26 protein-coding genes are annotated in these 25,031 nt (G+C 68.3%); 8 read left to right on the top strand and 18 right to left on the bottom strand.

The window, feature by feature from the left end:
• The first annotated feature begins 28 nt into the window (after positions 1 to 28).
• Entirely contained in the window at positions 29 to 1,054 is a 1,026-nt protein-coding gene (locus BN976_RS26750; RefSeq protein WP_011782702.1) for an NAD(P)H-dependent amine dehydrogenase family protein, read from the top strand.
• Here BN976_RS26750 and BN976_RS26745 read toward each other — a convergent pair.
• Positions 1,045 to 1,416, bottom strand: a complete 372-nt coding sequence (locus BN976_RS26745; RefSeq protein WP_011782701.1) for a hypothetical protein — start codon at positions 1,414 to 1,416, stop codon at positions 1,045 to 1,047. The two genes, BN976_RS26750 and BN976_RS26745, sit on opposite strands and share 10 nt — an antisense overlap.
• A 90-nt stretch (positions 1,417 to 1,506) precedes the next feature.
• Here BN976_RS26745 and BN976_RS26740 point away from each other — a divergent pair, with 90 nt between their 5' ends.
• Positions 1,507 to 1,851: a DUF732 domain-containing protein gene (locus BN976_RS26740; protein WP_011782700.1), complete on the top strand. Its 345-nt coding sequence runs from the start codon at positions 1,507 to 1,509 to the stop codon at positions 1,849 to 1,851.
• Between the two features lies 1 nt (position 1,852).
• On the opposite strand, the gene BN976_RS26735 is transcribed toward BN976_RS26740, so the two are convergent.
• Together BN976_RS26735 and BN976_RS26730 are read right to left on the bottom strand one after the other, a co-directional pair.
• Positions 1,853 to 2,311, bottom strand: coding sequence for a lipoprotein LpqH (locus BN976_RS26735; RefSeq protein ID WP_036375647.1), 459 nt, complete (start codon positions 2,309 to 2,311; stop codon positions 1,853 to 1,855).
• A gap of 181 nt (positions 2,312 to 2,492) precedes the next feature.
• Positions 2,493 to 2,957 carry a lipoprotein LpqH gene (locus BN976_RS26730; protein ID WP_036375645.1) on the bottom strand — a complete coding sequence of 155 codons (465 nt, stop codon included), beginning with the start codon at positions 2,955 to 2,957 and terminating at the stop codon, positions 2,493 to 2,495.
• Between the two features lie 53 nt (positions 2,958 to 3,010).
• On the opposite strand from BN976_RS26730, the gene tgt reads away from it, so the two are divergent.
• Both tgt and BN976_RS26720 read left to right on the top strand, forming a co-directional pair.
• Complete coding sequence (tgt, locus tag BN976_RS26725; protein WP_011782697.1) at positions 3,011 to 4,216, top strand: tRNA guanosine(34) transglycosylase Tgt; 1,206 nt, start codon at positions 3,011 to 3,013, stop codon at positions 4,214 to 4,216.
• A 53-nt stretch (positions 4,217 to 4,269) separates the two neighbouring features.
• Positions 4,270 to 5,529, top strand: coding sequence for a cytochrome P450 (locus BN976_RS26720; protein ID WP_036375643.1), 1,260 nt, complete (start codon positions 4,270 to 4,272; stop codon positions 5,527 to 5,529).
• 3 nt (positions 5,530 to 5,532) lie between these two features.
• Here BN976_RS26720 and BN976_RS26715 read toward each other — a convergent pair whose 3' ends face one another.
• From BN976_RS26715 to BN976_RS26645, 14 genes are read right to left on the bottom strand one after another with little or no spacing between them, the layout of a single operon-like run.
• Positions 5,533 to 6,894, bottom strand: coding sequence for a flavin monoamine oxidase family protein (locus BN976_RS26715; RefSeq protein WP_036375642.1), 1,362 nt, complete (start codon positions 6,892 to 6,894; stop codon positions 5,533 to 5,535).
• 25 nt (positions 6,895 to 6,919) lie between these two features.
• Complete coding sequence (locus BN976_RS26710) at positions 6,920 to 7,687, bottom strand: amino acid ABC transporter ATP-binding protein (RefSeq protein WP_036375639.1); 768 nt, start codon at positions 7,685 to 7,687, stop codon at positions 6,920 to 6,922.
• On the bottom strand, positions 7,684 to 9,147 hold the full coding sequence (locus tag BN976_RS32945; protein ID WP_083767305.1) for an ABC transporter permease subunit: 1,464 nt from the start codon (positions 9,145 to 9,147) through the stop codon (positions 7,684 to 7,686). The genes BN976_RS26710 and BN976_RS32945 overlap by 4 nt, the downstream gene beginning before the upstream one ends.
• 44 nt (positions 9,148 to 9,191) lie before the next feature.
• The gene (gene gluQRS, locus BN976_RS26695; RefSeq protein WP_011782692.1) at positions 9,192 to 10,124 is read right to left on the bottom strand and encodes a tRNA glutamyl-Q(34) synthetase GluQRS; all 933 of its coding nucleotides are present in this window, start codon (positions 10,122 to 10,124) and stop codon (positions 9,192 to 9,194) included.
• 40 nt (positions 10,125 to 10,164) lie between these two features.
• Entirely contained in the window at positions 10,165 to 10,932 is a 768-nt protein-coding gene (locus BN976_RS26690; protein WP_011782691.1) for a GntR family transcriptional regulator, read from the bottom strand.
• A 51-nt stretch (positions 10,933 to 10,983) separates the two neighbouring features.
• On the bottom strand, positions 10,984 to 11,763 hold the full coding sequence (gene fabG, locus BN976_RS26685; protein ID WP_011782690.1) for a 3-oxoacyl-ACP reductase FabG: 780 nt from the start codon (positions 11,761 to 11,763) through the stop codon (positions 10,984 to 10,986).
• Between the two features lie 25 nt (positions 11,764 to 11,788).
• The gene (locus BN976_RS26680) at positions 11,789 to 12,784 is read right to left on the bottom strand and encodes a phosphotransferase enzyme family protein (protein WP_036375637.1); all 996 of its coding nucleotides are present in this window, start codon (positions 12,782 to 12,784) and stop codon (positions 11,789 to 11,791) included.
• The gene (locus BN976_RS26675) at positions 12,781 to 13,458 is read right to left on the bottom strand and encodes a microcompartment protein (RefSeq protein ID WP_011782688.1); all 678 of its coding nucleotides are present in this window, start codon (positions 13,456 to 13,458) and stop codon (positions 12,781 to 12,783) included. Before BN976_RS26675 ends, BN976_RS26680 begins: the two co-directional genes overlap by 4 nt.
• A gap of 10 nt (positions 13,459 to 13,468) precedes the next feature.
• Positions 13,469 to 13,750 carry a BMC domain-containing protein gene (locus tag BN976_RS26670; protein WP_011782687.1) on the bottom strand — a complete coding sequence of 94 codons (282 nt, stop codon included), beginning with the start codon at positions 13,748 to 13,750 and terminating at the stop codon, positions 13,469 to 13,471.
• Between the two features lie 55 nt (positions 13,751 to 13,805).
• A complete protein-coding gene (locus BN976_RS26665; RefSeq protein WP_011782686.1) occupies positions 13,806 to 14,051 on the bottom strand; it encodes a EutN/CcmL family microcompartment protein in 246 nt (81 codons plus the stop codon).
• Positions 14,048 to 14,542 (bottom strand): hypothetical protein, encoded by a 495-nt coding sequence (locus tag BN976_RS26660; protein ID WP_011782685.1) that lies wholly within the window; start codon positions 14,540 to 14,542, stop codon positions 14,048 to 14,050. The genes BN976_RS26665 and BN976_RS26660 overlap by 4 nt, the downstream gene beginning before the upstream one ends.
• A complete protein-coding gene (locus BN976_RS26655) occupies positions 14,539 to 15,144 on the bottom strand; it encodes a BMC domain-containing protein (protein WP_011782684.1) in 606 nt (201 codons plus the stop codon). The genes BN976_RS26660 and BN976_RS26655 overlap by 4 nt, the downstream gene beginning before the upstream one ends.
• 3 nt (positions 15,145 to 15,147) lie before the next feature.
• Complete coding sequence (locus tag BN976_RS26650) at positions 15,148 to 16,710, bottom strand: aldehyde dehydrogenase family protein (protein WP_011782683.1); 1,563 nt, start codon at positions 16,708 to 16,710, stop codon at positions 15,148 to 15,150.
• Positions 16,707 to 17,987, bottom strand: coding sequence for a class-III pyridoxal-phosphate-dependent aminotransferase (locus BN976_RS26645; RefSeq protein WP_011782682.1), 1,281 nt, complete (start codon positions 17,985 to 17,987; stop codon positions 16,707 to 16,709). Before BN976_RS26645 ends, BN976_RS26650 begins: the two co-directional genes overlap by 4 nt.
• A gap of 207 nt (positions 17,988 to 18,194) precedes the next feature.
• Between BN976_RS26645 and BN976_RS26640 the strand changes: the two genes are divergently transcribed.
• From BN976_RS26640 to BN976_RS26625, 4 genes are read left to right on the top strand one after another with little or no spacing between them, the layout of a single operon-like run.
• Positions 18,195 to 19,727: an APC family permease gene (locus BN976_RS26640; RefSeq protein ID WP_011782681.1), complete on the top strand. Its 1,533-nt coding sequence runs from the start codon at positions 18,195 to 18,197 to the stop codon at positions 19,725 to 19,727.
• Positions 19,728 to 19,738: 11 nt separating this feature from the next.
• Positions 19,739 to 21,979: a propanediol/glycerol family dehydratase large subunit gene (locus BN976_RS26635; RefSeq protein ID WP_011782680.1), complete on the top strand. Its 2,241-nt coding sequence runs from the start codon at positions 19,739 to 19,741 to the stop codon at positions 21,977 to 21,979.
• Entirely contained in the window at positions 21,970 to 22,329 is a 360-nt protein-coding gene (locus tag BN976_RS26630; protein WP_011782679.1) for a diol dehydratase small subunit, read from the top strand. Before BN976_RS26635 ends, BN976_RS26630 begins: the two co-directional genes overlap by 10 nt.
• Positions 22,326 to 24,077, top strand: a complete 1,752-nt coding sequence (locus tag BN976_RS26625) for a diol dehydratase reactivase ATPase-like domain-containing protein (RefSeq protein WP_011782678.1) — start codon at positions 22,326 to 22,328, stop codon at positions 24,075 to 24,077. Before BN976_RS26630 ends, BN976_RS26625 begins: the two co-directional genes overlap by 4 nt.
• Here the strand turns inward: BN976_RS26625 and BN976_RS26620 are convergent.
• Positions 24,047 to 24,979, bottom strand: coding sequence for an esterase family protein (locus BN976_RS26620; RefSeq protein WP_083767373.1), 933 nt, complete (start codon positions 24,977 to 24,979; stop codon positions 24,047 to 24,049). The genes BN976_RS26625 and BN976_RS26620 overlap by 31 nt on opposite strands.
• Positions 24,980 to 25,031: the final 52 nt, after the last annotated feature.

Genomic DNA, 25,031 nt, shown 5'->3' with positions numbered 1-25,031 from the left:
GTGGGGCACAGGCGCTGTCGGGTCGGAAATGATGACCGCCATCCTCGACGACCGCGACGACTTGCGCCTCGTCGGCGCCCGGGTGTACTCCGACGACAAGGACGGCACCGACCTCGGTGAGTTGCTCGGCCGGGATCCGATCGGCGTGGTCGCCACCACCGACGTCGATGCCATCCTGGGGCTGGACGCCGACTGCGTGCTCTACACGCCGCGCACCGCGCACGTCGACGACGTGTGCGCGCTGCTGGCCAGCGGGAAGAACGTGGCCACCACGGCGTTCATGTTCCATCCCCGGCGCATGGACCAGGCCGACCGCGACCGTGTGCTCGCCGCGTGCGAGAAGGGCCGAAGCTCGGTGCACGGGAGCGGCATCAATCCCGGCAACCTGTCCGGGGTGCTCCCGTTGGCCTTGTCGGGCATGAGCCGCACGATCGACAAGATCACCCTGCAGGAGCGGGCCGACTGGTCGGTGTACGAGAGCACCGGGATCACGTTCGACAACATGGCCTTCGGGGAGCCGGTCGACTCGATCAGCCCGACCGCCACCGACTTCCTGGCATTCAACAGCTCGATCTTCACCGAACAGGTCTGGTTCCTCGGTGACGCGCTGAACGCCGACCTCGACGAGGTCACCGCGACCGTGGAAGCGGTTGCCGCACAACAGGACCACCAGATCTTCGAACACCTGCTGCAGGCCGGGACCACGGCGGGTCAGCGCTGGAACTGGAGGGGGCTGCGCGACGGGGAGACCCTGGTCGAGATCGAGACGCTGTGGACGGTGGGCAATGAGTATCCCGGCCACTGGCCCAAGCCCAGGCACGGGTGGACGCTGACGATCGAGGGGGATCCGTCGATGCAGACGCACTTCGTCTCGCTGGCGAGCTTCAGCCGGGCGGCCAGCATGGAGGAGCACGTGCGGTCGGCGAACGTGGCGACCGCGATGCAGGTGCTCAACGCCGTACCCGCGGTGTGCGAGGCGCCACCGGGTTTCGCGACGAGCGCGACGCTACCGCTGATCCGCAGCGGCAGCGGCTTCACGCGACGTCAGCCGTAGAACATCGTCCAGTAGTCGGCGCTCCACGCACCGCCGTCACACTTGAGCGGGACCCCGTCGGGGCTCTGCGCCACCCCGGTCGCGTCCCCGCACGGCGAGCGCAGTGTGCGGACTCCGACCAGCGGCGGGGAGGCCACCCACATGCTCTTCGAGTTGCAGGCCAGGGTGTTGCCCGAACCGTCGAGCCCGAAGTTGTAGCGCGTGCTCTGGTTGCAGTACGCACCGGGCTGGGCGTCGCGGTTCACGGACGGGACGCAGCCCGCGCCGTCACAGGTGCTGGGCGTCGCGGACGCGGTGCCGGACAACGCCAGGGGCGCGCCGAGGACAGCACCGGCAATTGCCATCGCAGCCATCAGCTTCATGGGCTACACCCTAGGTCGAGGCCGGGCCGCCGCGGGCGGGCTTGCCGGCATTGCCACCAGTTGCCGCCGAGAGGCGTAAGGTCATGGTCCATGAAATCGCTGGTAGGAGTGTTGTCGGCGGGCCTGCTTTGCTCAGCTTCACTGATCGCGGCGCCGGCGGCGAACGCCGACGTCGTCGCCTATCTGGTCAACGTGCACGTCCGCCCTGGGTACAACTTCCCCAACGCCGACGCCGCGATCGGATACGGACGCACCATCTGCGACCGGGTGGCCGCCAAGATGAGCTATGCCGAACTGGTGAACCAGGTGAAAGCCGACTTCCGCACCACCGACTACTACCAGGCGGGCTACCTGATCAACCAGGCCGTCAACGAACTCTGCCCCGCGCAGATCTGGCAGTTGCGGCAATCGGCCGCCGGCTACACCGGGATCTGAGCTACGGGCAGGTCACCTCGATCTCGAACGGCTTGTTCACCGGCGCCATCGGGTTGGCCATGTCGACGCCGGTCGCCGTGCCCGAGATCTTGTAGGTCTTGCCGTCCTTCTCGGCCTTCGCCTCGCCCTGGCCCGCACCGCTCTGGTAGCCGAGCGTGACGCCGTTGACGTTGCCCAGACCGACCGAGACGACTGCGGGTTCGTCGCCGGTGCTCACCACGACGCCGATACCGGTGGTGGCATCGCCGATGGCGATGTTGGTATTACCGCCCATGTCAGAGCAGACGACGGTGCCCTGGACCTCCTGGTCGGCACCGTCGATGGTGACGGTGCTCTTGCCCTCGGCCGCCGCCGCCTGCGACGTCTCGCCCGAGGTCTCGGACTTGTCCGATCCGCAGCCCGACAGACCGGCCATGACGATCGCTGCGCCGCCCACGGCGACGAGGATTTCGCGCTTCATCACGGTTCTCCTTTGGGTCGTGTGATTCGCCGACCGGCGGATCATCTCGAGAAGTATGAACACAAAAGTCGGCTCGACAGGTCTCTTTTGAATTGCGAGATCAGCACGTCTCTTTTGGATTGCGCGCTCAGCACGCCTCTTCTGGATTGCGCGCTCAGCACGCCTCTTTTGAATTGCGTGCTCAGCACGCGATCTTTATCTGGAAGGTTCCCGTCGTGCGGAAGCTCGGGTTGCCGGTGTCGAAGCCGTCCGCGGTCCCCGCGATGTCGTAGGTGCGCCCGGTCATCGTCACCGTCGCCTCGCCGCCCAGGCCGTCGTTGTAGCTGCCGGTGAAGCCGCCGAGGTCGCGGATCCCGACCTCGTGGACGACGAGTTCCTCGCCGCTGGCCACCATGGCCGAGATCCCGGGGGCCTGGGGGTCGTCCGGGTCACCGGTGCGCATCATCATCAGCGAACCCGCCGGGTCACACTGCACCGATTCGGTGGTTCCGGCGTCCTGGCCGTTGATCGTGACCTGCGCGGTGCCCGCGACCAGCGCACCGGGCGGCGGCTGGTACTCGGGCGGCTGCGACGAGCATCCGGCGAGCACCGGTGCGGCAAGGACGGTGCAGGCGAGCAGAGCGCCGAGCGGCCAGCGTGTGTACACAGTGCAGAATCTACGGCGTGAGCGGCCCCTTCAGTCCTGATCCCTTCTTTTCGGTGGATGTCGAACTTCCCGGCCGGCTCGGCCGCACCGGCACCATCCGGACGCCGCACGGCGACATCCAGACCCCGGCCTTCATCGCCGTCGGCACTCAGGCCACCGTCAAGGCCGTCCTGCCCGAGACGATGAAAGAGATTGGCGCGCAGGCAGTCCTGGCCAACGCCTACCATCTGTACCTGCAGCCCGGTGCGGACGTCGTCGACGAAGCCGGCGGGCTGGGCGCCTTCATGAACTGGCCGGGGCCGACGTTCACGGACAGCGGCGGCTTCCAGGTGATGTCGCTGGGGGTGGGATTCAAGAAGGTGCTCGCGATGGACACGTCGAGGGTGCAGGCCGACGACATCATCGCCGAGGGCAAGTCGCGGCTCGCGCACGTCGACGACGACGGGGTGACGTTCCGGTCGCACCTGAACGGATCCAGCCACCGGTTCACCCCGGAGGTGTCGATCGGGATCCAGCATCAACTCGGCGCCGACATCATCTTCGCGTTCGACGAACTGACCACGCTCGTCAACACCCGCGGTTACCAGGAGCGCTCCGTGCAGCGCACCCACGACTGGGCGGTGCGCTGCCTGGCCGAGCACCGCCGGCTGTCCCGGGTCCGCTCGCACACGCCGCCGCAGGCGTTGTTCGGTGTGGTGCAGGGTGCGCAGTATGAGGACCTGCGGCGGCAGGCGGCCCGCGGCCTGACGCAGATCGTCGACGAGGAGGGTCGGGGGTTCGACGGTTACGGCATCGGGGGAGCGCTGGAGAAGCAGAACCTCGCCACCATCGTCGGCTGGGTGAGCAGCGAGCTGCCCGACGACAAGCCGCGACACCTGCTGGGCATCAGCGAGCCCGACGATCTGTTCGCCGCCATCGAGGCGGGCGCCGACACGTTCGACTGCGTGTCGCCGTCGCGGGTGGCCCGCAACGCCGCGGTGTACTCGGCCGACGGCCGGTTCAACATCACCGGATCGCGGTACCGGCGCGATTTCACCCCCATCGACGCCGAGTGCGACTGCTACACCTGCACGCACTACACCCGCGCGTATCTGCACCACTTGTTCAAGGCCAAGGAGATGCTGTCCGCGACGCTGTGCACGATCCACAACGAGCGGTTCGTCATCCGCCTCGTCGACGACATCCGCGTCGCCATCCGCGAGGGCCGGTTCGACGAGCTGCGCGAGCACGTCCTCGGCCGGTACTACGCCAAGGCATAGCGAGCCCCGGCGTTCTTGACCTGCACCCTTTTAGACTTGTGCACAATAAGAGCATGACGACCGCCGCGGAACCGCAGTCGCTTCTCCTGCAGATGCTGGCGCCGGAGGTCCGCGCCGATCCGTATCCGGTCTACGCCCAGATCCTGGCCCACGGGCCGATGCAGCTGCCCGGGAACAACCTGACGGTGTTCTCCTCCTACGCCGACTGCGACGAGGTGCTGCGCCACCCGGATGCGTCCAGTGACCGGCTGAAGTCGACCGCCGCGCAGCGCGCCATCGCCGACGGTGCCGAGGCGAGGCCGTTCGGACCGCCGGGATTCCTGTTCCTCGACCCGCCCGACCACACCCGGTTGCGCCGGCTGGTGAGCAAGGCGTTCGTGCCGAAGGTCGTCAAGGCGCTCGAGCCCGACATCGTCACGATGGTCGACGGGCTGTTACGTGAGGCAGAGGCCGGGGCAACCTTTGAGGCCATCGGAGGCCTGGCGTATCCGCTTCCGGTCGCGGTGATCTGCCGCCTGCTCGGCGTTCCGCTGGAGGACGAGCCGCAGTTCAGCGCAGCCTCGGCGCTGCTGGCGCAGTCGCTCGATCCGTTCATCTCGGTGACCGGTTCGGCGGGCAGCGGATTCGAGGAGCGCATGCAGGCCGCACGCTGGCTGCGCGCCTACCTGCGCGAGCTGATCGCACGACGTCGCCGTGACCCGGGGGAGGACCTGATGTCGGGGCTGATCCACGTCGAAGAATCCGGCGATCAGCTCACCGAGGACGAGATCGTCGCGACCTGCAACCTGCTGCTGGTCGCCGGCCACGAGACGACGGTCAACCTGATCGCCAACGCGATCCTGGCGCTGCTGCGCAACGACGGGCAGTGGGCGGCGCTGGCCGCCGATCCCGGACGGGCCGCCGCGGTGATCGAGGAGACGCTGCGCCACGACCCGCCGGTACAACTGGTCGGCCGGATCGCGGGGCAGGACATGACGATCGGGGGCGAGCGAAGCGACGGGGGAAATGTCGCAGGCGGTGTGACCGTGCCGAAGGGCGACAACATCCTGCTGCTGACCGCCGCCGCGCACCGCGACCCCGACCATGTCGACCGGCCCGACGAGTTCGACCCGGACCGGCCGGTGATCCGGCACCTCGGCTTCGGCAAGGGCGCGCACTTCTGCCTCGGTGCGCCGCTGGCCCGGTTGGAAGCCACTCTCGCGCTGACCGCGCTGACGTCGCGATTCCCGGATGCGAAGCTGGCCGCCGAGCCGGTCTACAAGCCGAACGTGACACTGCGCGGGATGTCGGAGCTGTCGATCACGCTGGCCTAGAAACTATTTCGTCAGCGCTTCGATGACCTCGGCGGCCGCGCGCTCACCCGCCTGCACCGCGCCCTCCATGTAGGCGCTCCATTCGGTGGCGGTGTCGGTGGAGGCCCAGTGGATCGGCCCGATCGGCTCGGCCAGCGCGGCACCGTAAGTGGTCCACACCAGCGGCCCGCAGTTGGCGTTGTAGCAGCCGCGGGTCCACTGGCGGCTGCCCCACTCGCCGTCGACGTAGAGCTGCGGGTGCGCGGCCCGTTCGCCGAAATGGCGCACCAGCTCGGCGGTCAACGCCGCGCGGCGCTCCTCCTCCGACCAGTGCCCGTGGGTGCGGGCCTGCTCGCCTTCCAGGAACAGCAGGATCACCCCGCGGTCGTCGCCCCGGATGCAGGTGTCGTTGGACATCCGGGCCGGCCCGACGTCGGAGATCAGCTGGCCGTTGAGCCCGTCGGCGCGCCAGAACGGCTCGTCGTAGACGAAGAACGCCTTCATCGCCGCCGAGTTCGGCATGCGCTGGGTCAACTGGTCCCGGTAACCGGACAGCGGTGGGTCGTACATGATCCGGCCGGCCAGCATCGGGGAGACCGCGACGATGATCCGGCGGCCCCGGGCCGTCCGCCCGCCTCGGCAGTGCACCGTGACGCTGTCGGAACCATGCTCGATCAACTGGACCGGGGCGTCGAGGACGAGGTGCTCGGTCAGCATGGCCGCCAACCGTTTCGGGATCTCGGCGGTGCCACCGACGAACCGGGTGGTCTGCGCGCCACCCTCGGATTCGGCGAACAGCTCCGAGGTGACCCCGCACGTCTGAATGGTGAAGAGCAGGTGCAGGAACGACACCTCGACGGTCGGGACCGCCAGGATGCCGACGGTGCAGATCTCCAGCAGCGTGCGGGCCACCGGCGACAACCCCTGGGCGTCGTACCAGGCGCCGGCGGTGATGGCGTCCCACTCGGCCGCGTGCGGCGCCGTCCACGGCGTCGCGGGGTCGACCTCTGTGGCCAGCCCGTCGAGCCGGCGCAGCACCTTCTCCAGTTCGGCGAGCTCGCCGGCGAAGCGGTCGTGAAACTCGTTGCCGCGCAGCACTCCTGTGCCGGCGAGCTCGTAGGTCGTCTCGCCGTCGTCGAACTGCGGGTAGGTCTCCACTCCGAGTTCGGCGGCCAGCGCGAACATCCGGTGGTGGGTGTCGCCGATCCACTGGGCCCCGAGTTCCATCGGCAGCCCGCCCAGGTCCTCGGTGAGGATCCGCCCGCCGACCCGGGTGTCGGCCTCCAGGATCAGCGGTGTGAGACCCGCGCCGAGCAGGGTGCGGGCGGCGATCAGTCCCGATAGTCCGGCTCCGACGACGAGGACGTCGGCTTCGTGGCCTGTCATGCCCGACACTGTCTCACGGTGGCCCCTAGAGCGGGTTGAGGATGCGCTGCAAGAACTGGCGCGTCCGCTCCTCCTTCGGATCGCCGAGCACCGCCGCGGGTGCGCCCCGCTCCAGGATCACGCCCTGGTCCAGGAACAGCACCTGGTCGGAAACCTGTCGGGCGAACTGGATCTCGTGGGTGACGACCACCAGGGTCCAGCCCTCGACGGCAAGGTCACGGATCACCCCGAGCACCTCGCCGACGAGTTCGGGATCCAGCGCCGAGGTGGGTTCGTCGAAGAGCACCACCTTCGGTTTCAGCGCGAGCGCGCGGGCGATGCCGACGCGCTGCTGCTGACCGCCGGAGAGCTGGAACGGGTACTGGTCGCGCTTGTCCTTCAGGCCCACCTGGTCGAGAAGTTCCACCGCTTCGGCCTCGACCTGCTCGCGGGGCCGCTTCTGCGCGACGAGCGGGCCTTCGGTGACGTTCTGCAGAACGGTCTTGTGCGGGAACAGGTTGTGTGACTGGAACACGAAGCCGCTCTGGGCGCGGTAACGCCGGAGTTGGTCCCTGGGGACGGGTTTGCCGAAGTCGATTTCGATGTCGCCGACCCGGATCACGCCGGCGTCGGGGACGTCGAGCGCGTTGAGCGCACGCAGCAGCGTGGTCTTGCCCGAGCCCGACGGCCCGATGATCGCGGTCGCGGTCCCGCGCGGCACCGTGAACGAAACACCTTTGAGGACTTGGAGTTCGTCGAAGGATTTGCGCACGTCCTCGGCGATCACCCGGTTCTCGGTCTCAGGTGTGCTCATTTGGCCACGTACCTTTCCAGTCGGCGTTCGAACCGGGCCTGGCCGAACGACAGCACCAGGCAGATCACCCAGTAGTAGACGGCGGCGGTGCCGTAGAGCGCGAAGAACTCGAATGTGGGGGCGGCGATGATCTGTGCCTGACGCAGCAGTTCGGTCACCAGGATCGTCGACGCGAGGGAAGTGTCTTTGACCAACGAGATCAGCGTGTTCGACAGCGGCGGCACCGCGACCCGGGTGGCCTGCGGCAGGATGATCCGCCGCAGGGTGCCCGCATAGTTCAGGCCGATCGTCTCGGCCGCTTCCCACTGCCCCTTCGGGATGCTCTGGATCGCCGAGCGGATGATCTCGGCCGCGTACCCGCCGACGTTGAGGCTGAACGCGATCACCGCCGCCGGGAACGGGTCGATCCGGACGCCGAATTCGGGCAGCGCGAAGAACACGATGAACAGCTGCACCAGCAGCGGCGTACCACGGATCACCGAGATGTAGAAGCGGGCGAGGTTGGTCAACACGACGTTGGACGACAGCCGGGCCAGCGCGACCCCGAGTGCGATCACCAGACCGATGACGAAGCTGATGATCGTCAACGGGATCGTCATCGTCAGCGCGGCTCTGGCCAGCGGCCACAGGTTGTCGAGCACGAGTCGCAGCGCCGACCGGGGCTGGGTCTGCGGCGCGTCCTGACCACCGGAGGCGTTGGTCTTCAGGTATTTCTGCGAGATCTCGGCCAGTGTGCCGTCGGCCTTCAGCTCCTCGAGCGCCGTGTTGAGGTCCGGCAGCAGACCGCTGTTCTTGCGCGCGGCGAAGCCCTGTTCGCTCTTTTCACCTGTGGCGCCTGCGATCTTGACCGCGGTGTCGTTCGTCTCGGCGAGGTAGGCGTAGATGGAGAGGCTGTCGTTGACCACCACGTCGACCCGGCCCTGGCTGAGCAGGGCCATCGCCTGGGTGAGCCCTTCCACCGATTCGATCTGCGCGCCGGCGTCGCGCGCGACGCCGGCCCAGTTGCTGGTGGTGCTCTGCGCGGCCCGCTTGCCTCTCAGGTCGGCCAGCGAGGTGATCGAGTCGTCGTCGGCGCGGGTGACGATCACGCCCTCGCCGATCGAGTACGGCTCGGACAGGTCGTACTTCTGCTGCCGCTCCGGGGTGATCGTCACCTGGTTGGCGACGACGTCGAACCGGTTGGCCTCCAGCGCGGCGAAGATCGAATCCCACGGCGTCTCCACGAATTCGACGTTGACGCCCAGTTTCTCGCCGACGGCGCGTGCGACGTCGACGTCGTAGCCGGTGAGCTGACCGGTGGCCGGGTCGTGGTAGCTGAACGGGGCGTACACGCCTTCGGTGCCGACGCGCAGCACTCCGCTGGACTCCACCGGGTTCCCTGAACCGGACGAGCCGCACGCCGTCAGCAGCACGGCGATCGCGGCCAGCACCGCAAGCAGGACTGTACGGGGATAGCGCATCGCCGGACCGTAGCAACCCGGAGGCGTCAGCTGAAGGGTTCTGCTCACCCGGGCCGGTATACCCACGGCACGCGCGGCAACCGTCGCGGATCGAACTCGTCGAGCATGCCCCCGACCGCGTGCGCCTCGTACCCGAGCGAGTCGGCGATCTGCCTGAGCGCCTGCGCGACACCGATCTCGGCCAGCGTCACCGCACCGTCGCGCTTCGCCAGCCTGGCACCGTCGCCGTTGAGGACCAACGGCACGTGGGCGTACACCGGTTCGGGATGGCCGAGCAGCCTGGCCAGGTAGGCCTGCCGCGGCGAGGACGACAACAGGTCGTCACCGCGCACCACCTGGTCGACGCCCGTCGCGGCGTCGTCGACGACCACCGCCAGGTTGTAGGCCGGCACCCCGTCGCCGCGGCGCACGACGAAGTCGTCGACCAGGCCGGTGTAGTCGCCGTGCAGCACGTCGTGCACGGTGTACTCCGTGGTGTCGGTGCGCAAACGCAATGCCGGTGGCCGCCCGGTCTCGCGTCTGCGGCGTTCGCGGTCGGCGTTGTCCAGGTTCCGGCAGGTGCCCGGATAGGCGCCCTCGGGAGCGTGGGGAGCCCGCGGTGCCTGGGCGATATCCCTTCTGGTGCAATAGCATTCGAACAGCAGTCCGCGTTCGTCGAGGGTGTCGACGACGGCGTCGTAGCGCTCGGGGTGTTCGGACTGCCAGATGGCGGGCCCGTCCCACGTGACGCCGAGCGCGGCCAGGTCGGCGAGCTGGCGGTCGGCGATGTCGGTGTGGGTGCGGTCGTCGAGGTCCTCGACGCGCATCAGGAACCGGCGGCCGGTCGAGCGGGCGAACAGCCACGCCAGCACGGCGGTGCGGAGGTTGCCGATGTGCAGGTCCGCCGACGGGCTCGGCGCGAACCGACCTGCGCCGGGGGAGTTGGTCACGGGTACCACCTTGCCCGTGAGCGTGCACTCACGGTAGCCGCCGCGCATGAACCACTACGGGGAGTGCACGTTCGCGAGGGGGTTCCGCTCAGATCGGCGGACTTTGCAGCGCGACCGACGCGGCCGCCACCGAGGGCTGCACGCCGACCCCGCGGCCCTGAGCGGTGACCGCGAGCCGGGTGCGGTCACCCCGGAACAGGTCGCGGGAGAACTCGCAGGGGGTGTCGTGCTGGTCGTAGGTGATGCGGGTGATCAGCAGCAGCGCCGACTTGGCCTTGATGCCGAGCAGGTTGGCTTCCTCGGGGGTCGCGTTGACCGCCTCGATGCGTTCGTCGGCCCTGGCGGTGACCAGACCGTACTGACTCTCCAGGATCTCGTAGAGGGAGCCACCCAGCTGCTGCTCCAGCAGGCCGGGGAACGCGTCGGCGGGGAACTGGGCGAGTTCCAGCGAAATCGGGGATCCGTCCGCGAGCCGCAGCCGCTGGATCTCGATGACGAAGTCGTCGGCGCCGATCTTCAGCGCCTGCTGGGTGGCGCTGTCGGGCGCACAGATCTTGGTCGACAGCACCCGGGTGCCCGCGACGTATCCCTGGCTGGCCAGAAACGCCGGAACCCCGACGACGTCGGTCAGGCTGCGCTGCACCTGGGCGTGGCTGATGAAGATCCCGCCGGCGCGGCCGATCACCCGGTCGACGAGCCCGGCTTCCTCCAGCGCGGCGAGCACCTGGCGCAGGCTGGACCGGCTGGTCCGGTAGCGCTCGGCGAGCTCGCGCTCGCTGCCCAGCTTGGTTCCCGGCACGCCGGCGTTGATGTCTGACACGATCCGGCGCCGCAGATCCTCGGTTTGGGTGGGCACCGGACCTCCTCGCCTACTGAATTGGTATGACCAAATCTAGGCTACGTGCTGTCAGAGATCGGCGAGCGCCTCCGGCGATTCGGGCAGGATCTGTCCGCCGTCGACCACCAGCGACTGTCCGGTGATGTAGGACGCCTCGTCGGTGGCGAAAAACAGGGCGGCGTTGCCGATGTCGGCCACCTCGCCCAGCTTGCCCGCCGGCACCGAGGCCGCCATCTGGTCCATGTAGGTCTGGCCCATCTCGACCAGGCCCTCGGTGATGATGTTGCCCGGAAGCACGGCGTTGACGGTGATCTTCTTGGGCGCCAGTTCGATTGCGGCGGTGCGCAGGAAGCCCATCTGCGCGGCCTTGCTCGCGCCGTAGTGCGACCAGCCGGGGAAACCGGTGATCGGACCGGTGATCGACGAGGTGATGATCACCCGGCCGTGGCCGCTGGCGGTCAGCGCGTCAAGCGCGGCCTGCACGATGTACACGGTGCCTTTGAAGTTCACGCCGAGGACCTGCTCGATGTCCTCGGGGGTGAGGTCCTGCAGCCGACCGGACGGGAAGATCCCGGCGTTGGCGCACACGATGTCCAGGCCGCCGTTGCGTTCGGTCGCGGTCGCGACGACGCGACGGCAGTCCTCGGGGCTGGTGACGTCGGCCGCGACACCGGTCACCGTGCCGGGAAGGCCGGCCAGCCCGGCGACGGTGCCGTCGATGTCGGCCTGCGTGCGGCCGGTGATGACGACGTTGACGCCGGCACGCGCGAACGTCTCGGCGATGCCGCGCCCGATGCCCTTGCTGCCACCGGTGACGATGGCCGAACGGCCCTGCAACGAGTTGAACATGGGGATAAGCCTTTCGGAACGAGGATCAGAAAAGTCGGTGGCCGTCGGAGGACAGGTACTGCTCGGCGAGCTTGCAGCTGCCTGCGGCGTAGGTGACCGAAATGGCCTGGGATTCCTTGGAATGGCTGTGCGTTCCCATCCACGCCAGCAGCAGCAGACGGCGCAGCAGGATGAACGAGGCGAGCATGTCCTCGTCGGACGCGGCCAGTGTCCGGCGGGTGCGGTAGCCGCTGACCCAGGCCTCCTGCCACTCCGGGACCGACGGGTGATCTTCGAAGAAGGACACCGCGGTGCCGAAATCGTAGAAGTACCAGCCGAACCCGCAGTCGTCGAAGTCGATGACGGTGATGGTGTCACCGTCGACGAGGAGGTTGGCCAGCCGCAGGTCGGCATGGACGAGGCCGAATGTGTCGGGCCCCGTGCCGTATTCGGCGAGCCGGCGGTGCAGCAGCCGTTGGGCCCGCTCCAGCACCTCGGCCTCCTGTGCGCCGACGCCGATCGCGTCGCGCCAGCGACCCCAGCGGGGGCTGCCGCCCAGACTGTTCTCCCAGTCCCAGGCGAAGCGGCTGAAGGCGGCGGGGCGTTCCCAGCTGCGGGCGTGATCGTGCAACGCCGCCGTGATACGGCCGAGCGTGTGGAAATCGGTACTGGTCAACGCGTTTTCGTCCGGCTCGGCTCCGGGGACCATCTCGAAATGCACCACATGGCGGTCGGCTCCGTCGTGCGCGACGGTGACCACCCGGCGCCCGTCGTGCGCCGGGAGGACGGTGGGCACGGTGACGTCGCTGTCCCGGCGCAGTGCGTCCAGCCACAGCAGCTCGGACTCGATCTGGTCGACGCGGTGGTAATCCTGGCGGTGCACCCGCAGGATCGACCGGTGTCCGCAACCGGGCTCTTCGACCGCATAGGTGGCGTTCTCCGACAGGTTGAGCAGCCGCAGCGTGGAACCCTGCGGCAGGTCGAACGCCTCCAGCGCCTTCTCGGCGACGGCCCTGTCGTCGTTGACGTCATCGCCGCTCAATGGTCCCGCCCTTCGATCGCTCCCAACACCGCGGTGATGCGGTCCCGTGCCACCACCACGTCCTTGGTGCTTCCGCTGATGTAGAGCCGGCCCGCGGCACCGATCATCTGCACGTCGACCAGGGTCAGACCGGGTGCCGCCCGCTCGGCTTCGTTGGCCGCCACCGCCGCGAACAACGCAGGCGTCATCTCGTACACCAGCAGCGACTGCCCGGGCAGCACCATCGACGCCTGCCGGTTGCGGTTGAGAATCACCGCGTGCTGATCGGTGATGTCCTCGATCACGTCGTGGTAGAGGACCCGCGGCCGCAGCTGATCGGTTGCCGAACTCTGCGTGCCGCTCAGGATGGCCTCGCCGGCGCGCCGCACGTCGGCGAGATTGCCGGAGTGGATCTCGAGCACACCGAACTGCCGTTCGACGTACAGGATTCCCGGCTGGATGCCGGGTACCTCCCGCAGCGCGAGGTCGATGACGCGCTCGATGGCCAGCGCCGGGGACACCTCCACAATGAGCGCGTGCTCACCGGCATACGGCGGGTAGCCGCGCGCCCGGGTCGGGGTGCCGAGATAGGCGGCGAACTGCTGCTGCAGATCCTCGACGAGGAGGTAGACGCGGATGTCGGTCCGCGTCGGTGCCGAAGACACAGCGCTGGTGCCAGCGTTGGACAAAGCCATCTTCAGCAGACTACTGGGCGGCGACGGAGAAGTGCGCGCCGAGTTCGCTGTGCGGCCGCGGGATCACGTGCACGCTGACGAGTTCGCCGACCTGGGAGGCGGATTCGGCACCGGCCTCGGTGGCTGCCTTGACGGCCCCGACCTCACCGGTGACGATGACGGCCACCAGCCCGTCGCCCACCTGCTGGCGGTCGGTGATGGTGACGTTGGCCGCCTTGACCATCGCGTCGGCAGCTGCGAGCGCAGCGACGTAACCTTTGGTCTCGATCATTCCGATCGCATTGCTGGCCATGGTTTTTCTCCTTCGTGTCGGATTATCTGACGTTGTCGGGCCGGGTGCCGGATGGCTACCCGGTGGGGTCGATGGAGCCGATGATCAGTGCGTCGACCGGCGGTGGGGTGCCGGTGAACCAGCTCGCGGCCACCGAGCCCTGGGTGACGAGCACGTGTTCACCGACCCCGCTGCCGAGCACGTCGAACGCGACCAGCCGGGAGCCGGAGCCGTCGACCTCGACCTCGAGGAAGGCGCCGGCCGGGATGCCGTCGATACGGCGGGTCGACCAGACCTGGCCGACGACCGTGCCACTGATCATGTTCGCTCCTTGTGGATCGGCACGCCCAGTGCGCGGGCGCGTTCGCGGGCCAACGGGGTCAGAACAGCGCGGGGGCCCAGGACCAGGGATGCGCCGGACGCGGCGATATCGGAGATCTGGCGTTCGGTGACCGCGCCACGCTCGATGCGTTTGGTGCTGCCGGGGCCGCCACGCTCGGTGCCTGCGAGCCGGAACGACAGCCGACCGTGCCGCAGATCCGCGCGCGTCTTCGGATTCTCGAAGAGCCGCAGCAGGTTTCGCACGAAGACATCGAGGTCGCGATCGTTGGCGATGCGTACGGTGTCGGTGCGCGAGCGCTCGTCGGCGGCCAGCGGTCCGGTGGCGACGGGTCCGTCCGGGGTGCGGGCCGGCTGCACCGCGGTGGGCGGTGCGGCCGGTGGCGGCGCCGGGGTGGCGGTCACGAGATCGCCGACGGCCTCGCGGACCACCTCGCGGACGAGCTGCCGCAACACGTCGCGGTCGACACTCACGGCACGCTCCGGGCGAGGGCCTCCTCGGCCGCGGATGCGGCCTGACGCACGTCGGACTCGCTGCCGGACAGATAGACCCGCCCGGTCGCACCGATCATCCGGAAGTCGACGACCTTCACGTCGGCGGCCTTCTCGGCTTCGTTGGTGGCCAGGATGGCATAGGAGGCGGGCGACACTTCCAACACGTAGAGGCTCTCGCCGGCGAGCACCATCGACCCGATCTTGTTGCGGTTGATCAGGAATGCGTGCTGCTGGTCGATGCTGGAGATGATGCGCGAGGCCAGGATCTTGGGCGGGGTGGCCGAGGCGGCGTCCTGGCCCAGTTCGTCGAGCGCGGCATCGGCGGCGGCTTCGACGTTGGCGGTGTCACCGTGGAACTCCAGGTACCCGAACTGCCGCTCCACCACGAGAACGCCTGCCTGCACCTCGGCGTGCTTGAGCGCGACGTCGGTGACGCCCTCGATGTCCAGACCCGGGGCCACCTCGATGATCTGCGCGGCGACACCGGCCCGCGGCAGCGCCCCCTTGATCCAGGTGCCCAGATACGACATCGTCTGCGGCTGAAGCCGGTCGATGAAGATGAACGAACGCAGTTCAGCCACGGGTCACCTCTTGATCAGTTGGGCGAGTTCTTCGGCCACCAGCGCGCGCAGTTCGGCGCGCAGTGCCTCGATGCCGGGTTCGCCGGTGCGGCGAGCGGAGGGCCTGCTGACGGGCGCGGCCGGTGCGGCGGCGGCGGCAGACGGGTCGTTGGACGCGCGCGGATACGCGGGCACCGGGCCGGCCGGTGAGCGCCACGGGGACAGTCCGGCGAAGTTCGGCATCGTCACGGCGGCATCGGAGTTGTAGGCGATGCGCGCCCAGTTCATCAGGTTCTCGGGTTGCAGGTTCTCACCGATCGAGCTGCGTCCGACGAACCCGGTGCCGATCGTCATCGACGGGGCCAGGTTGGTGTCCAGCCCCGAGCTCCCGGTGCTGTTGCCCACGTTCACCGAGACCCGCAGTACCGGTACCTGTGCGGCGAAGTCGGTGATGACGGTGGCGTCCTCGCTGTGGATCGCGGCCGAATGCCCCGCGCCGGCGATGCGCACGACGGCGCGGGCGGCACGGATGCCGCGCTGCGCGTCGGCGACCGTGGTCATGCCGAGCACCGGGCACAACTTCTCGTGGGTCAGCACCTCCTCACCGATGACATCGGTGAACGGGGCGATCAGGACCCGGGTCTTGGGGGTGACCCGCAGACCGATGCGGTCGGCGATCCACGCCGCGTCGCGGCCCACGACCTCGGTGTTGAGCGCGCCGTCGGGGAACATGTACTCCCGCAGCCGGATCGCTGCGTCCGCGTCGAGGATGTGGGCGCCGTGGCGGGTGAGCGCCGTGCTGAGCCTGGCGGCGATGGCGTCCTCGGCGATCAGCACCGACTCGTTGGTGCACAGCACCGAGTTGTCGAAGGCCTTGCTGTCGACGATGCGCCGTGCGGCGGCATCGACGTCGGCGGTCGCGTCGACGAACACGGGGACATTGCCGGGGCCGACACCGAGCGCCGGGTTGCCCGAGGAGTAGGCGGCCCGCACGACGCCGGTGCCGCCGGTGGCGACGATGACGTCGGTGCGTTCGTCCGACATCAGCGCTTCCACCAGCGGGAGGGACGGTTCGTCGATGACCTGCACGATGCCGTCCGGGGCCCCCGCGGCAGTTGCCGCCTCGGCCAGCAGACGCGCCGCCTCGGCGGAGCACTGCCTGGCCCTGGGGTGGGGCGCGACGACAACGGCGTTGCGCGTCATCAGCGCGAGAATCACCTTGAAGTACACGGTCGCAACGGGATTGGTGGTGGGGGTCAGCGCCAACACCACCCCCGCGGGGCGCGGGATCTCGACGATCTTGCGGGCGGTGTCCACCCGGGGCGTCACGTAGTCCTGGTCCCGGTAGAACTCGACGATGCCCCGCGAGCAGGCGCGGTTCTTGACCACCTTGTCCTCGACCACGCCCATCTGCGTCTCGGCGACCGCGGCCGCGGCGAAGCGTTCGGCGTTGCGGTAGCCGGCCTCGGCGACGGCTTCGACGATCCGCGCCACCGCCGCCTGGTCGTAGTCGGCGTAGGCGGCCGCGGCGAAGCGCGCCCGCTCGAGCAGTTGACCCGCGTGGGGTACTGCGCTTTCACCGGTCACGGCTTCCTCCGTCCGGTCGCGGCCAGCTTCGCCCGCCCGACAGCGACCTCGACGCGGTCGAGCACGTCCTCGCAGAGGTCACGGTTGAGCAGCAGGCCCGGTTTGAATTGCAGGACACGGGGATCCAGTGTGGAGAAGATCGCCCACACCCCGTTCTGGTACAGCTCACGCATCACGAACTTGGCACCCTCGGGGTGGTCGAACTCCAGCCCGATCACCACGCCGTTCTGCCGGATGCCGACGAACCAGCCGGGGTAGTCGGCCTGGATGCGCGAAAGCCCCTTGGCGAAGATGTCGGCGATGTAGTGCACCGAGGAGCGGACCTCGGGTCGACTGCTGATCTCCAGGGTCTTGAGGGCGGCCACGCAACCCAGCTCGGCACCGCCGAACGTGGAGATGTGGCCGAAGCCGTCCTGGTCCAGCCACTGCGCCGCCCGGTCGCTGAGCAGGGCCGCGGTGATCGGGTACATCCCGCCCGAGAGTCCCTTGCCGGTGACCATGATGTCGGGCTCGATGCCGTGCTTGCTGATGCACCACATCTCACCGGTGCGCATCAGCCCGGTCTGCACCTCGTCGGCGATGTAGAGCGCGTCGTAACGCACGCACAGATCCTTGACCGCCTCCAGGTAACCGATTGGGGGCAAAGGGAATCCGTACGTGGCCGGGATCGTCTCCATGATGACGGCGGCGACGTCGCGGCCACGGAGCGCCTGCTCCATCGCGTCGGTGTCGCCGAACGGAACCTGGACGAACTCGTCGGGCCGGTCGGCCAGGAACAGCTTGGCGAACCGGTCGTCGCCGGTGGCGACGGCCAGCCCGGTGTGACCGTGGTAGGCCTTGACGATCGAGACGATCTTGCGCCGCTGGGTGGCGTGCCGGGCGCTCTTGAGCGCGATGTCGATGGCTTCTCCGCCGCCGGACCCGAACGCCACCTTGCTCAGCGAGGCGGGCGCGGACTCGATGAGCTTCTGCGCCAGAGCGGTGCGGGCCACCGACGGGAAGTGGTGGTTGCCGACGTCGAAGTACTGCATGCCGTCGGTGATCGCTTGCATCACTTCGGGATTGCGGTGGCCCAGGTTGTAGGTGCCGCCGTTGAGGTGCATGTCGATCAGGCGCCGGCCGCTCATGTCCCACAGGAAGTAGTCCTGCCTGCGGTCGATCACCAGATCGACGCCGGAGTCGGTCCAGAACTGTGTCTTGTCCGGGTTCCAGAACTCCTTCGCACGTTCCAGCACCTGGGCTTTGGAATCGAACGAGAACGTGCCGTAGTCGTACACGGGACTCCCTGTCGTGCGGTCAGCCGGGGGTGTGACCAAAAAGTTAAACGGTAGGACCATTTATGTCAACAGGACCGAGTTAGCGGTTGCGTAACCGATTTGGTAGTGCCAATATGGCTGAGGTTCAACAGTGTGGTCTAGGCCACATCGCGTCCGAACGCGAGGTGAACTGAGTTCACTCCTTCGCCCCTGGAAGGTTATCTGTACATGACAGAAGACGTCGTACCACGCCAAACAGCCCCCACCGATTCAGTCCAGCGACTCAAGCGAAACGCCGTAGGAACTTTCGGTGTCATCTTCATGGCGGTGGCCACCGCGGCACCGATCACCGCGATGGTCGGCAACGTTCCGATCGCCGTCGGGTTCGGAAATGGTTCACACGCGCCGGCCGGATACCTGGTCGCCACCGTAGTCCTCGGCCTGTTCGCGATCGGCTACGCGACCATGGCCAAGCACATCACCGCCACCGGAGCCTTCTACGGTTACATCTCGCACGGCCTGGGCCGCGTGATGGGGATGGCCAGCGGTGGGATCATCACCATGGCCTACGTGGTGTTCGAGGCCTCGCTGATCGGCATCTTCGCGTTCTTCTTCCAGAACTTCCTGTCGTCACAGTTCGGCTTCGACATCCACTGGCTCATCCCGGCCCTCTTGATGTTGGCGCTGAACTGCATCCTCACGTACTTCGACGTGAACCTGACGGCCAAGGTCCTCGGGGTGTTTCTGGTGACCGAGATTGTCATGCTGTCGCTCGGCGCCATCGCCGTCGCCGTCAAGGGTGGCGGCCCCGACGGCTTCGCGGTCGGCGAGATCCTCAACCCGGTCGGCGCGTTCCAGCCCGCGGCAATCGCCGGCGCCAGCGCCGGGCTCGGCCTGTTCTTCGCGTTCTGGTCCTGGGTGGGCTTCGAGTCGACGGCGATGTACGGCGAGGAGTCCAAGGATCCCAAGCGGATCATCCCGCGCGCCACCATGATCGCCGTCCTCGGCGTCGGCCTCTTCTACGTCTTCGTGTCCTGGATGGCGATCGCAGGCACCGGGCCGAAGCAGGCCGTCGAGCTGGCTCAGAGCGCGGACACGTCCTCGGAGATCTTCTTCGCACCGGTCCGCACCACCTACGGCGAGTGGGCGATCACGCTGTTCAACATCCTGCTGGTGTCGGGATCGTTCGCCTGCGGCATGGCGTTCCACAACTGCGCGTCGCGCTACCTGTACGCGCTGGGCCGTGAGGGTCTGTCCACCCGGTTGCAGGACACGCTGGGCGCCACCCACAAGACGCACGGCTCGCCGCACATCGCGTCATTCGTGCAGACCGGGATCACGTTGGTGTTGATCCTTGCGTTCTTCGCCGCGGGAATGGATCCCTACATCCACATGTACACACTGCTGGCGATCCTCGGCACCATGGCGATCCTGATCGTGCAGTCGCTGTGCGCGTTCTCGGTCATCGCGTACTTCCACTTCCACAAGAACCACCCGTCCAGCGCGCACTGGTTCAAGACGTTCCTGGCGCCGCTGCTCGGCGGCATCGGCATGCTGTACGTGGTGTATCTGCTGTGGGAGCACAAAGAGTCCGCGGCCGGCGCCGCGTCGGGCACGTTGCTGTTCAAGCTGACACCATGGATCGTGGTCGGACTGTTCGCCCTCGGCGCGGCCATGGCGTTGTACTTCAAGTTCAACGACAAGCGGCGGTATGAGCTGATCGGCCGGATCGTGTACGACGACAGCGAGATTCGCGACTAGGGAGGTCCTCCTTGGCAGACGAGTTGGGCCGGTTTCGGGTACTGAACTCGAAACCGGTCAACCTCGACGGGTTCAGCGTCCCCGACGCCGGGCTCGGGCTGGTCGCGATGAGCAGTCCCCATGACCCCGCACCCTCTCTGAAGATCCGGGGGGGTGAGGTAGTCGAACTCGACGGCAAAGGCGCCGGCGAGTTCGACGTCATCGACGAGTTCATCGCCCGCTACGGCATCGACCTCACGGTCGCCGAAGAGGCGATGGCCCTCGGTGACGAGACGCTCGCGCGCATGGTGGTCGACATCAACGTGCCGAGGGCGGAGGTGGTGCGGTTGATCGGCGGCACCACCCCCGCCAAGCTGGCCCGCGTCGTGGCGCTGCTGTCCCCGGTGGAGATGCAGATGGCGATGGCCAAGATGCGGGCCCGCCGCACCCCGAGCAACCAGGCACACGTCACCAACCAACTCGACGACCCGTTGCTGATTGCGGCGGACGCCGCATCGGCGGTGGCCTACGGCTTCCGCGAGGTGGAGACGACGGTGCCGGTGCTCGGTGACGCACCGTCGAATGCGGTGGCGCTGTTGATCGGCAGTCAGGTCGGCTCCCCCGGTGCGATGGCCCAGTGCTCGATCGAAGAGGCGCTGGAATTGCGGCTGGGGCTACGCGGGCTCACCAGCTACGCCGAGACGATCTCGATCTACGGCACCGAGCAGGTGTTCGTCGACGGTGACGACACCCCGTTCAGCAAGGCGATCCTGACGTCGGCGTACGCGTCACGCGGGCTCAAGATGCGGGTCACCAGCGGCGGCGGAGCCGAGGTTCTGATGGGCGCCGCCGAGAAGTGCTCGATCCTGTACCTGGAGTCGCGTTGCGTGTCGCTGGCCCGTGCGCTCGGGTCCCAGGGCGTGCAGAACGGCGGCATCGACGGTGTCGGGGTGGTCGCGTCGGTGCCCGAGGGCATGAAGGAACTGCTCGCCGAGAACCTGATGGTGATGATGCGCGACCTGGAATCGTGTGCGGGCAACGACAACCTGATCTCCGAGTCGGACATCCGGCGCAGTGCGCACACCCTGCCGGTGCTGCTGGCCGGGGCCGACTTCGTCTTCTCCGGCTTCGGTTCGATCCCGCGCTACGACAACGCGTTCGCACTGTCGAACTTCAACTCCGACGACATGGACGACTTCCTGGTGCTGCAGCGGGACTGGGGTGCCGACGGCGGTCTGCGCACCGTGTCGCCGGAGCATCTGGAGGCCGTGCGTCGCCGCGCGGCCAAGGCCGTCCAGGCGGTGTACCGCGATCTCGGGCTGGCCGACTACGAGGATGCGCGCGTCGAGGAGGTGGTGGCCGCCAACGGGTCCCGCGACCTGCCCGCCGGCCACCCGAAGATGGTGGCCGAAGCGGCGGCGTCGATCGAGGCGAGACAGCTGACGGTGTTCGACGTCATCGCGTCGCTGCACCGCACCGGTTTCACCGACGAGGCCGAGGCGATCACCACCCTGACGCGGGAACGACTGCGCGGTGACCAACTGCAGACCTCGGCGATCTTCGACGAGAAGTTCCGGGTGCTGTCCAAGCTCACCGATCCCAACGACTACACGGGTCCGGCAACGGGTTACGCCCTCACCGACCGGCGGCGGGCCGAGATCGACGCGATCCGGCAGGCCCGCAGCAGCGCCGAGTTGACTGCCGACCAGGAGTCGTACCGCGGACATGTCCTGGTCACCGACGTCGAACCGGCGCAGCAGGGCAGCGATCCGCGCGAGGTCTGTATCGGGCTGTCGCCCGCCTGGGGGCGCAGCGTGTGGCTGACGCTGTGCGGGCTGACCATCGGGGAGGTGCTACGTCAGATCTCGGCGGGCCTGGAGGAGGAGGGCTGCATTGCCCGCCCGGTGCGGGTGCGCTCCACCATCGATGTCGGGCTGATCGGTCTGACCGCCGCGCGGCTGTCGGGCTCCGGCATCGGAATCGGGTTGCAGGGCAAAGGGACCGCGTTGATCCACCGCCGGGACCTGGCGCCGCTGGCCAACCTGGAACTGTTCAGCGTGGCGCCGCTGCTGACGGCCAAGATGTACCGCGAGCTCGGCAAGAACGCCGCGCGGCACGCCAAGGGGATGGCGCCGGTGCCGATCTTCACCGGCGGCACCGACGAGTCGATCTCCGCGCGCTACCACGCCAGAGCGGTCGCGCTGGTAGCGCTGGAGCGCGAGTCCTGCGAACCGGGTCAGCCGCCGGTCACGGTGAAGGTGGAATGGCCATGAGTGAGATTTCCGCGGCGAGCCGCGAGAACATCACTGTCGGCAACGCCGTCGACGGGAAACTCGGTCTGGGTGACCTGCGGATGGACCCGGCCACGCTCGCGCACCAGGCTGCCGTCGCCGAAGCGGGCGGCAACCCGCAGCTGGCCGAGAACTTCCGGCGCGCAGCCGAATTGGCGACCATCGAGGATGAGCAGGTGATGGCGCTGTACGAGGCACTGCGACCGCACCGGTCCACGGCGGCCGAGCTCGAGGAGCTGCGGGCATCGCTGCTCGCGCGCGGCGCTCCGCGGTGTGCTGCGCTCGTCGAGCAGGCTGCAGCGGTGTACGCGCGTCGCGGCCTGCTGCGGTGACCACACCGGCGGGCCGGTCATCGGGCACAGTGGTCGCCGGTATCGACGTCGGCAACCACACCACCGAGATCGTGCTGGCGCGGGTGCGCGACGGCGCCGTCACCACCCTTGCGCACGGTCAGGCGCCGACGCGGGGACGCAAGGGCAGCGCCGAATCGCTGCAGGGCGCGGCGGCACTGCTGCACCGGATCGAGGTCGACGCGGGCTGTCGCGCCGAGGAACTGCTGTTGTCGGCGTTGCGGCCGGTCGACACCGCCACGGCGCCGATACCACCGGCCTACTCGCCGACATCACCGGTACGAAGCCTGCGCCGCCCGGACGCGTCCACCCCGGCCGGTACGGGATACGGTGTCGGACAACATGTCCGGCTGTGTGATCTGAACGCCGGGGTGGTGGACGAACCGGTCGTCATCTCGGTCGACGAAACCACCGACTTCGAGGTGGCGGCCCGAGAGATCAGCTTGGCGGTCGCACGCGGATGGCAGGTGGTGGGTGTCGTGGCCGCCCAGGACGACGCCGTGCTGATCCGCAACCGGATCCCGATCGACGTGCCCGTCGTCGACGAGGCCGACCTCACCGGCCTGGAGCCGGGTGCCCTGGTGGCCGTCGAGGTGGTGGAGGAGGGCCGGGCCTACCGTGCGATGGCCGATCCGATCGCACTGTCGGCGGCGCTGCACCTGCCCGCAGGCAGTCTGGTCGAGGTGGCCGAATTCTGCCGGGAGCTGGCTGATTCCGCGGCCATCGCGGTGACACCGCGCACCGAGGCGCCGCTGCCGCCCGCTCCCGACGACGACTACGTCGACGTCAGGGTGGACGGGGCGCTCGTGCGGTACACGCCTGCGGAGGCGCACGGGGTGTTGCGGCGATCGGTACCGGGATGCGTCAACGCGATCCGGTTGCGGTCGGTGCCGACGGCGGCGAGCGGTCTTTCCGTGCACGACGCGTTCTTCACCGACCTGGGTTCGATCGACAACGGCGCGTGGTTGCGACGCGGCGTCGCCGACGCGCAGGGCACGGTCGTGGCACTGCTGGCCGCCGAAGAGGCCGACGACGCGGCGGCTTCCCTGAGCGAGCTGACGGGCCGGCCCGCCCGCACACTGAGCTCCGAACCGGAGGCCGCCGCCTGGGGCGCCCGCACCACCCCGGGGCTGCCGCCCGGGTCGATGGTGTGCGATATAGGCGGCGGCACAGTCGATCTGATCGGCGCCGACGGAACAGTGGTTGCCGCTGGCGCGGGGGAGTCGATCACCGTCGCGGTCGCCCGCGTGCTCGGCATCCCCCACGCGCTGGCCGAGACGGTCAAACGCACCCCCGCCGTCCGGGTCGAGGGGCCGCACGTCGCCCACGAGGAGGACGGTAGGCGCGTCTTCCTCGACTCGCCGGCATCCTCGGATGCCATCGGACGGCTGTGCACCCGCGGCAGCGCCGGTCTGGTGCCGTTCTCCGACCGGCTCGCCGCCGAGGAATGGCGCAGCCTGCGGCTGGCGATCAAGCAGGAGACCGTCGCCGCCAACATCGCCCGCTGCCTCACCGCGTTCGGGGAATCGCCGACCGCGCTGGTGCTGGCGGGCGGCGGTGCGCTCGACGACGAACTGATGCGCACGGTCGGCGAGGCGCTGCGCAGCGTGCCGATCGTGGTCGGTCGGGCCGATGTCGACGGTGTGCACGGGCCGCGGTTCGCGGTGGCCCGCGGCCTGATCGCTATGTACGCGGCAGATCAGTTGTCGGGCGACGACAGCGCGGACTGACCCGGCGCGGCTCCGAGCACCCGCTGGATGTCCGGCTTCATCGATTGGAGTTGTTCGGCCCAGTAGCCCCAGCTGTGGGTACCACTGTCAGGGAAGTTGAACACTCCGTTGCGCCCGCCGCCGGCTAGGTACTGCTCCTGGAAGGTCCGGTTGGTCCGCAGCGTGAAACCTTCCAGGAATTTCGCGGGCACGTTGTCCCCTTCGGGTTCCCCGGTACCGAGGTCGGCCGGCTTGCCGTTGCCCGCGAAGACCCAGACCCGGGTGTTGTTGGCGATCAGTTGACCGATGTTGACCATGGGGTCATTGCGCTGCCAGGCGGGGTCGGACGACGGACCCCACATGTCGTCGGACCGGTACCCGCCGGCGTCCTTCATCGATATGCCCACCAACATGGGCCACCATCCCTCGGATAGATTCAGGAACCCGGAAAGTGATGCAGCATAACGAAATTGCTCTGGGTGGTGGATCGCCAGGGTCAGCGCCGCCGAACCCGCCATGGAGAGGCCCACCACGGCGCTTCCTGTCGGCCTGACCTGTCTCTCGACAGCCAGATACGCAGGAAGCTCCTGGGTGAGGAAGGTCTCCCACTTGTAGGTTGAGCAACCGGCGTTGCCGCACGCCTGCCGGTACCAGTCGGTATAGAAGCTCGACTGTCCTCCCACCGGCATCACCACGGACAGTCCGGAGCCGTGGTACATCTCAAAGGCGTTGGTCTCGATGTCCCAGCCGTTGAAGTCATCTCGGGCCCGCAGGCCGTCGAGAAGGTAAACCGCCGGTGCCCCGGGTCCGCCGCTCTGGAACTGCACCTTGATGTCTCGACCCATCGCCGTCGACGGCACCATCAGGTACTCCACCGGCAGGCCCGGGCGCGAGAACGCGTGCGCGGCCGCCGCTGGGCTCATCAGGGCAGACACAGCCACGGCGAACAGGACGCACAGGCGACTCGCGATGAAC

It is taken from the genome of Mycolicibacterium austroafricanum (assembly GCF_000612725.1).
Taxonomy (GTDB): Bacteria; Actinomycetota; Actinomycetes; order Mycobacteriales; family Mycobacteriaceae; genus Mycobacterium; species Mycobacterium austroafricanum.
This window is presented reverse-complemented; position numbering and strand designations above follow the sequence as displayed.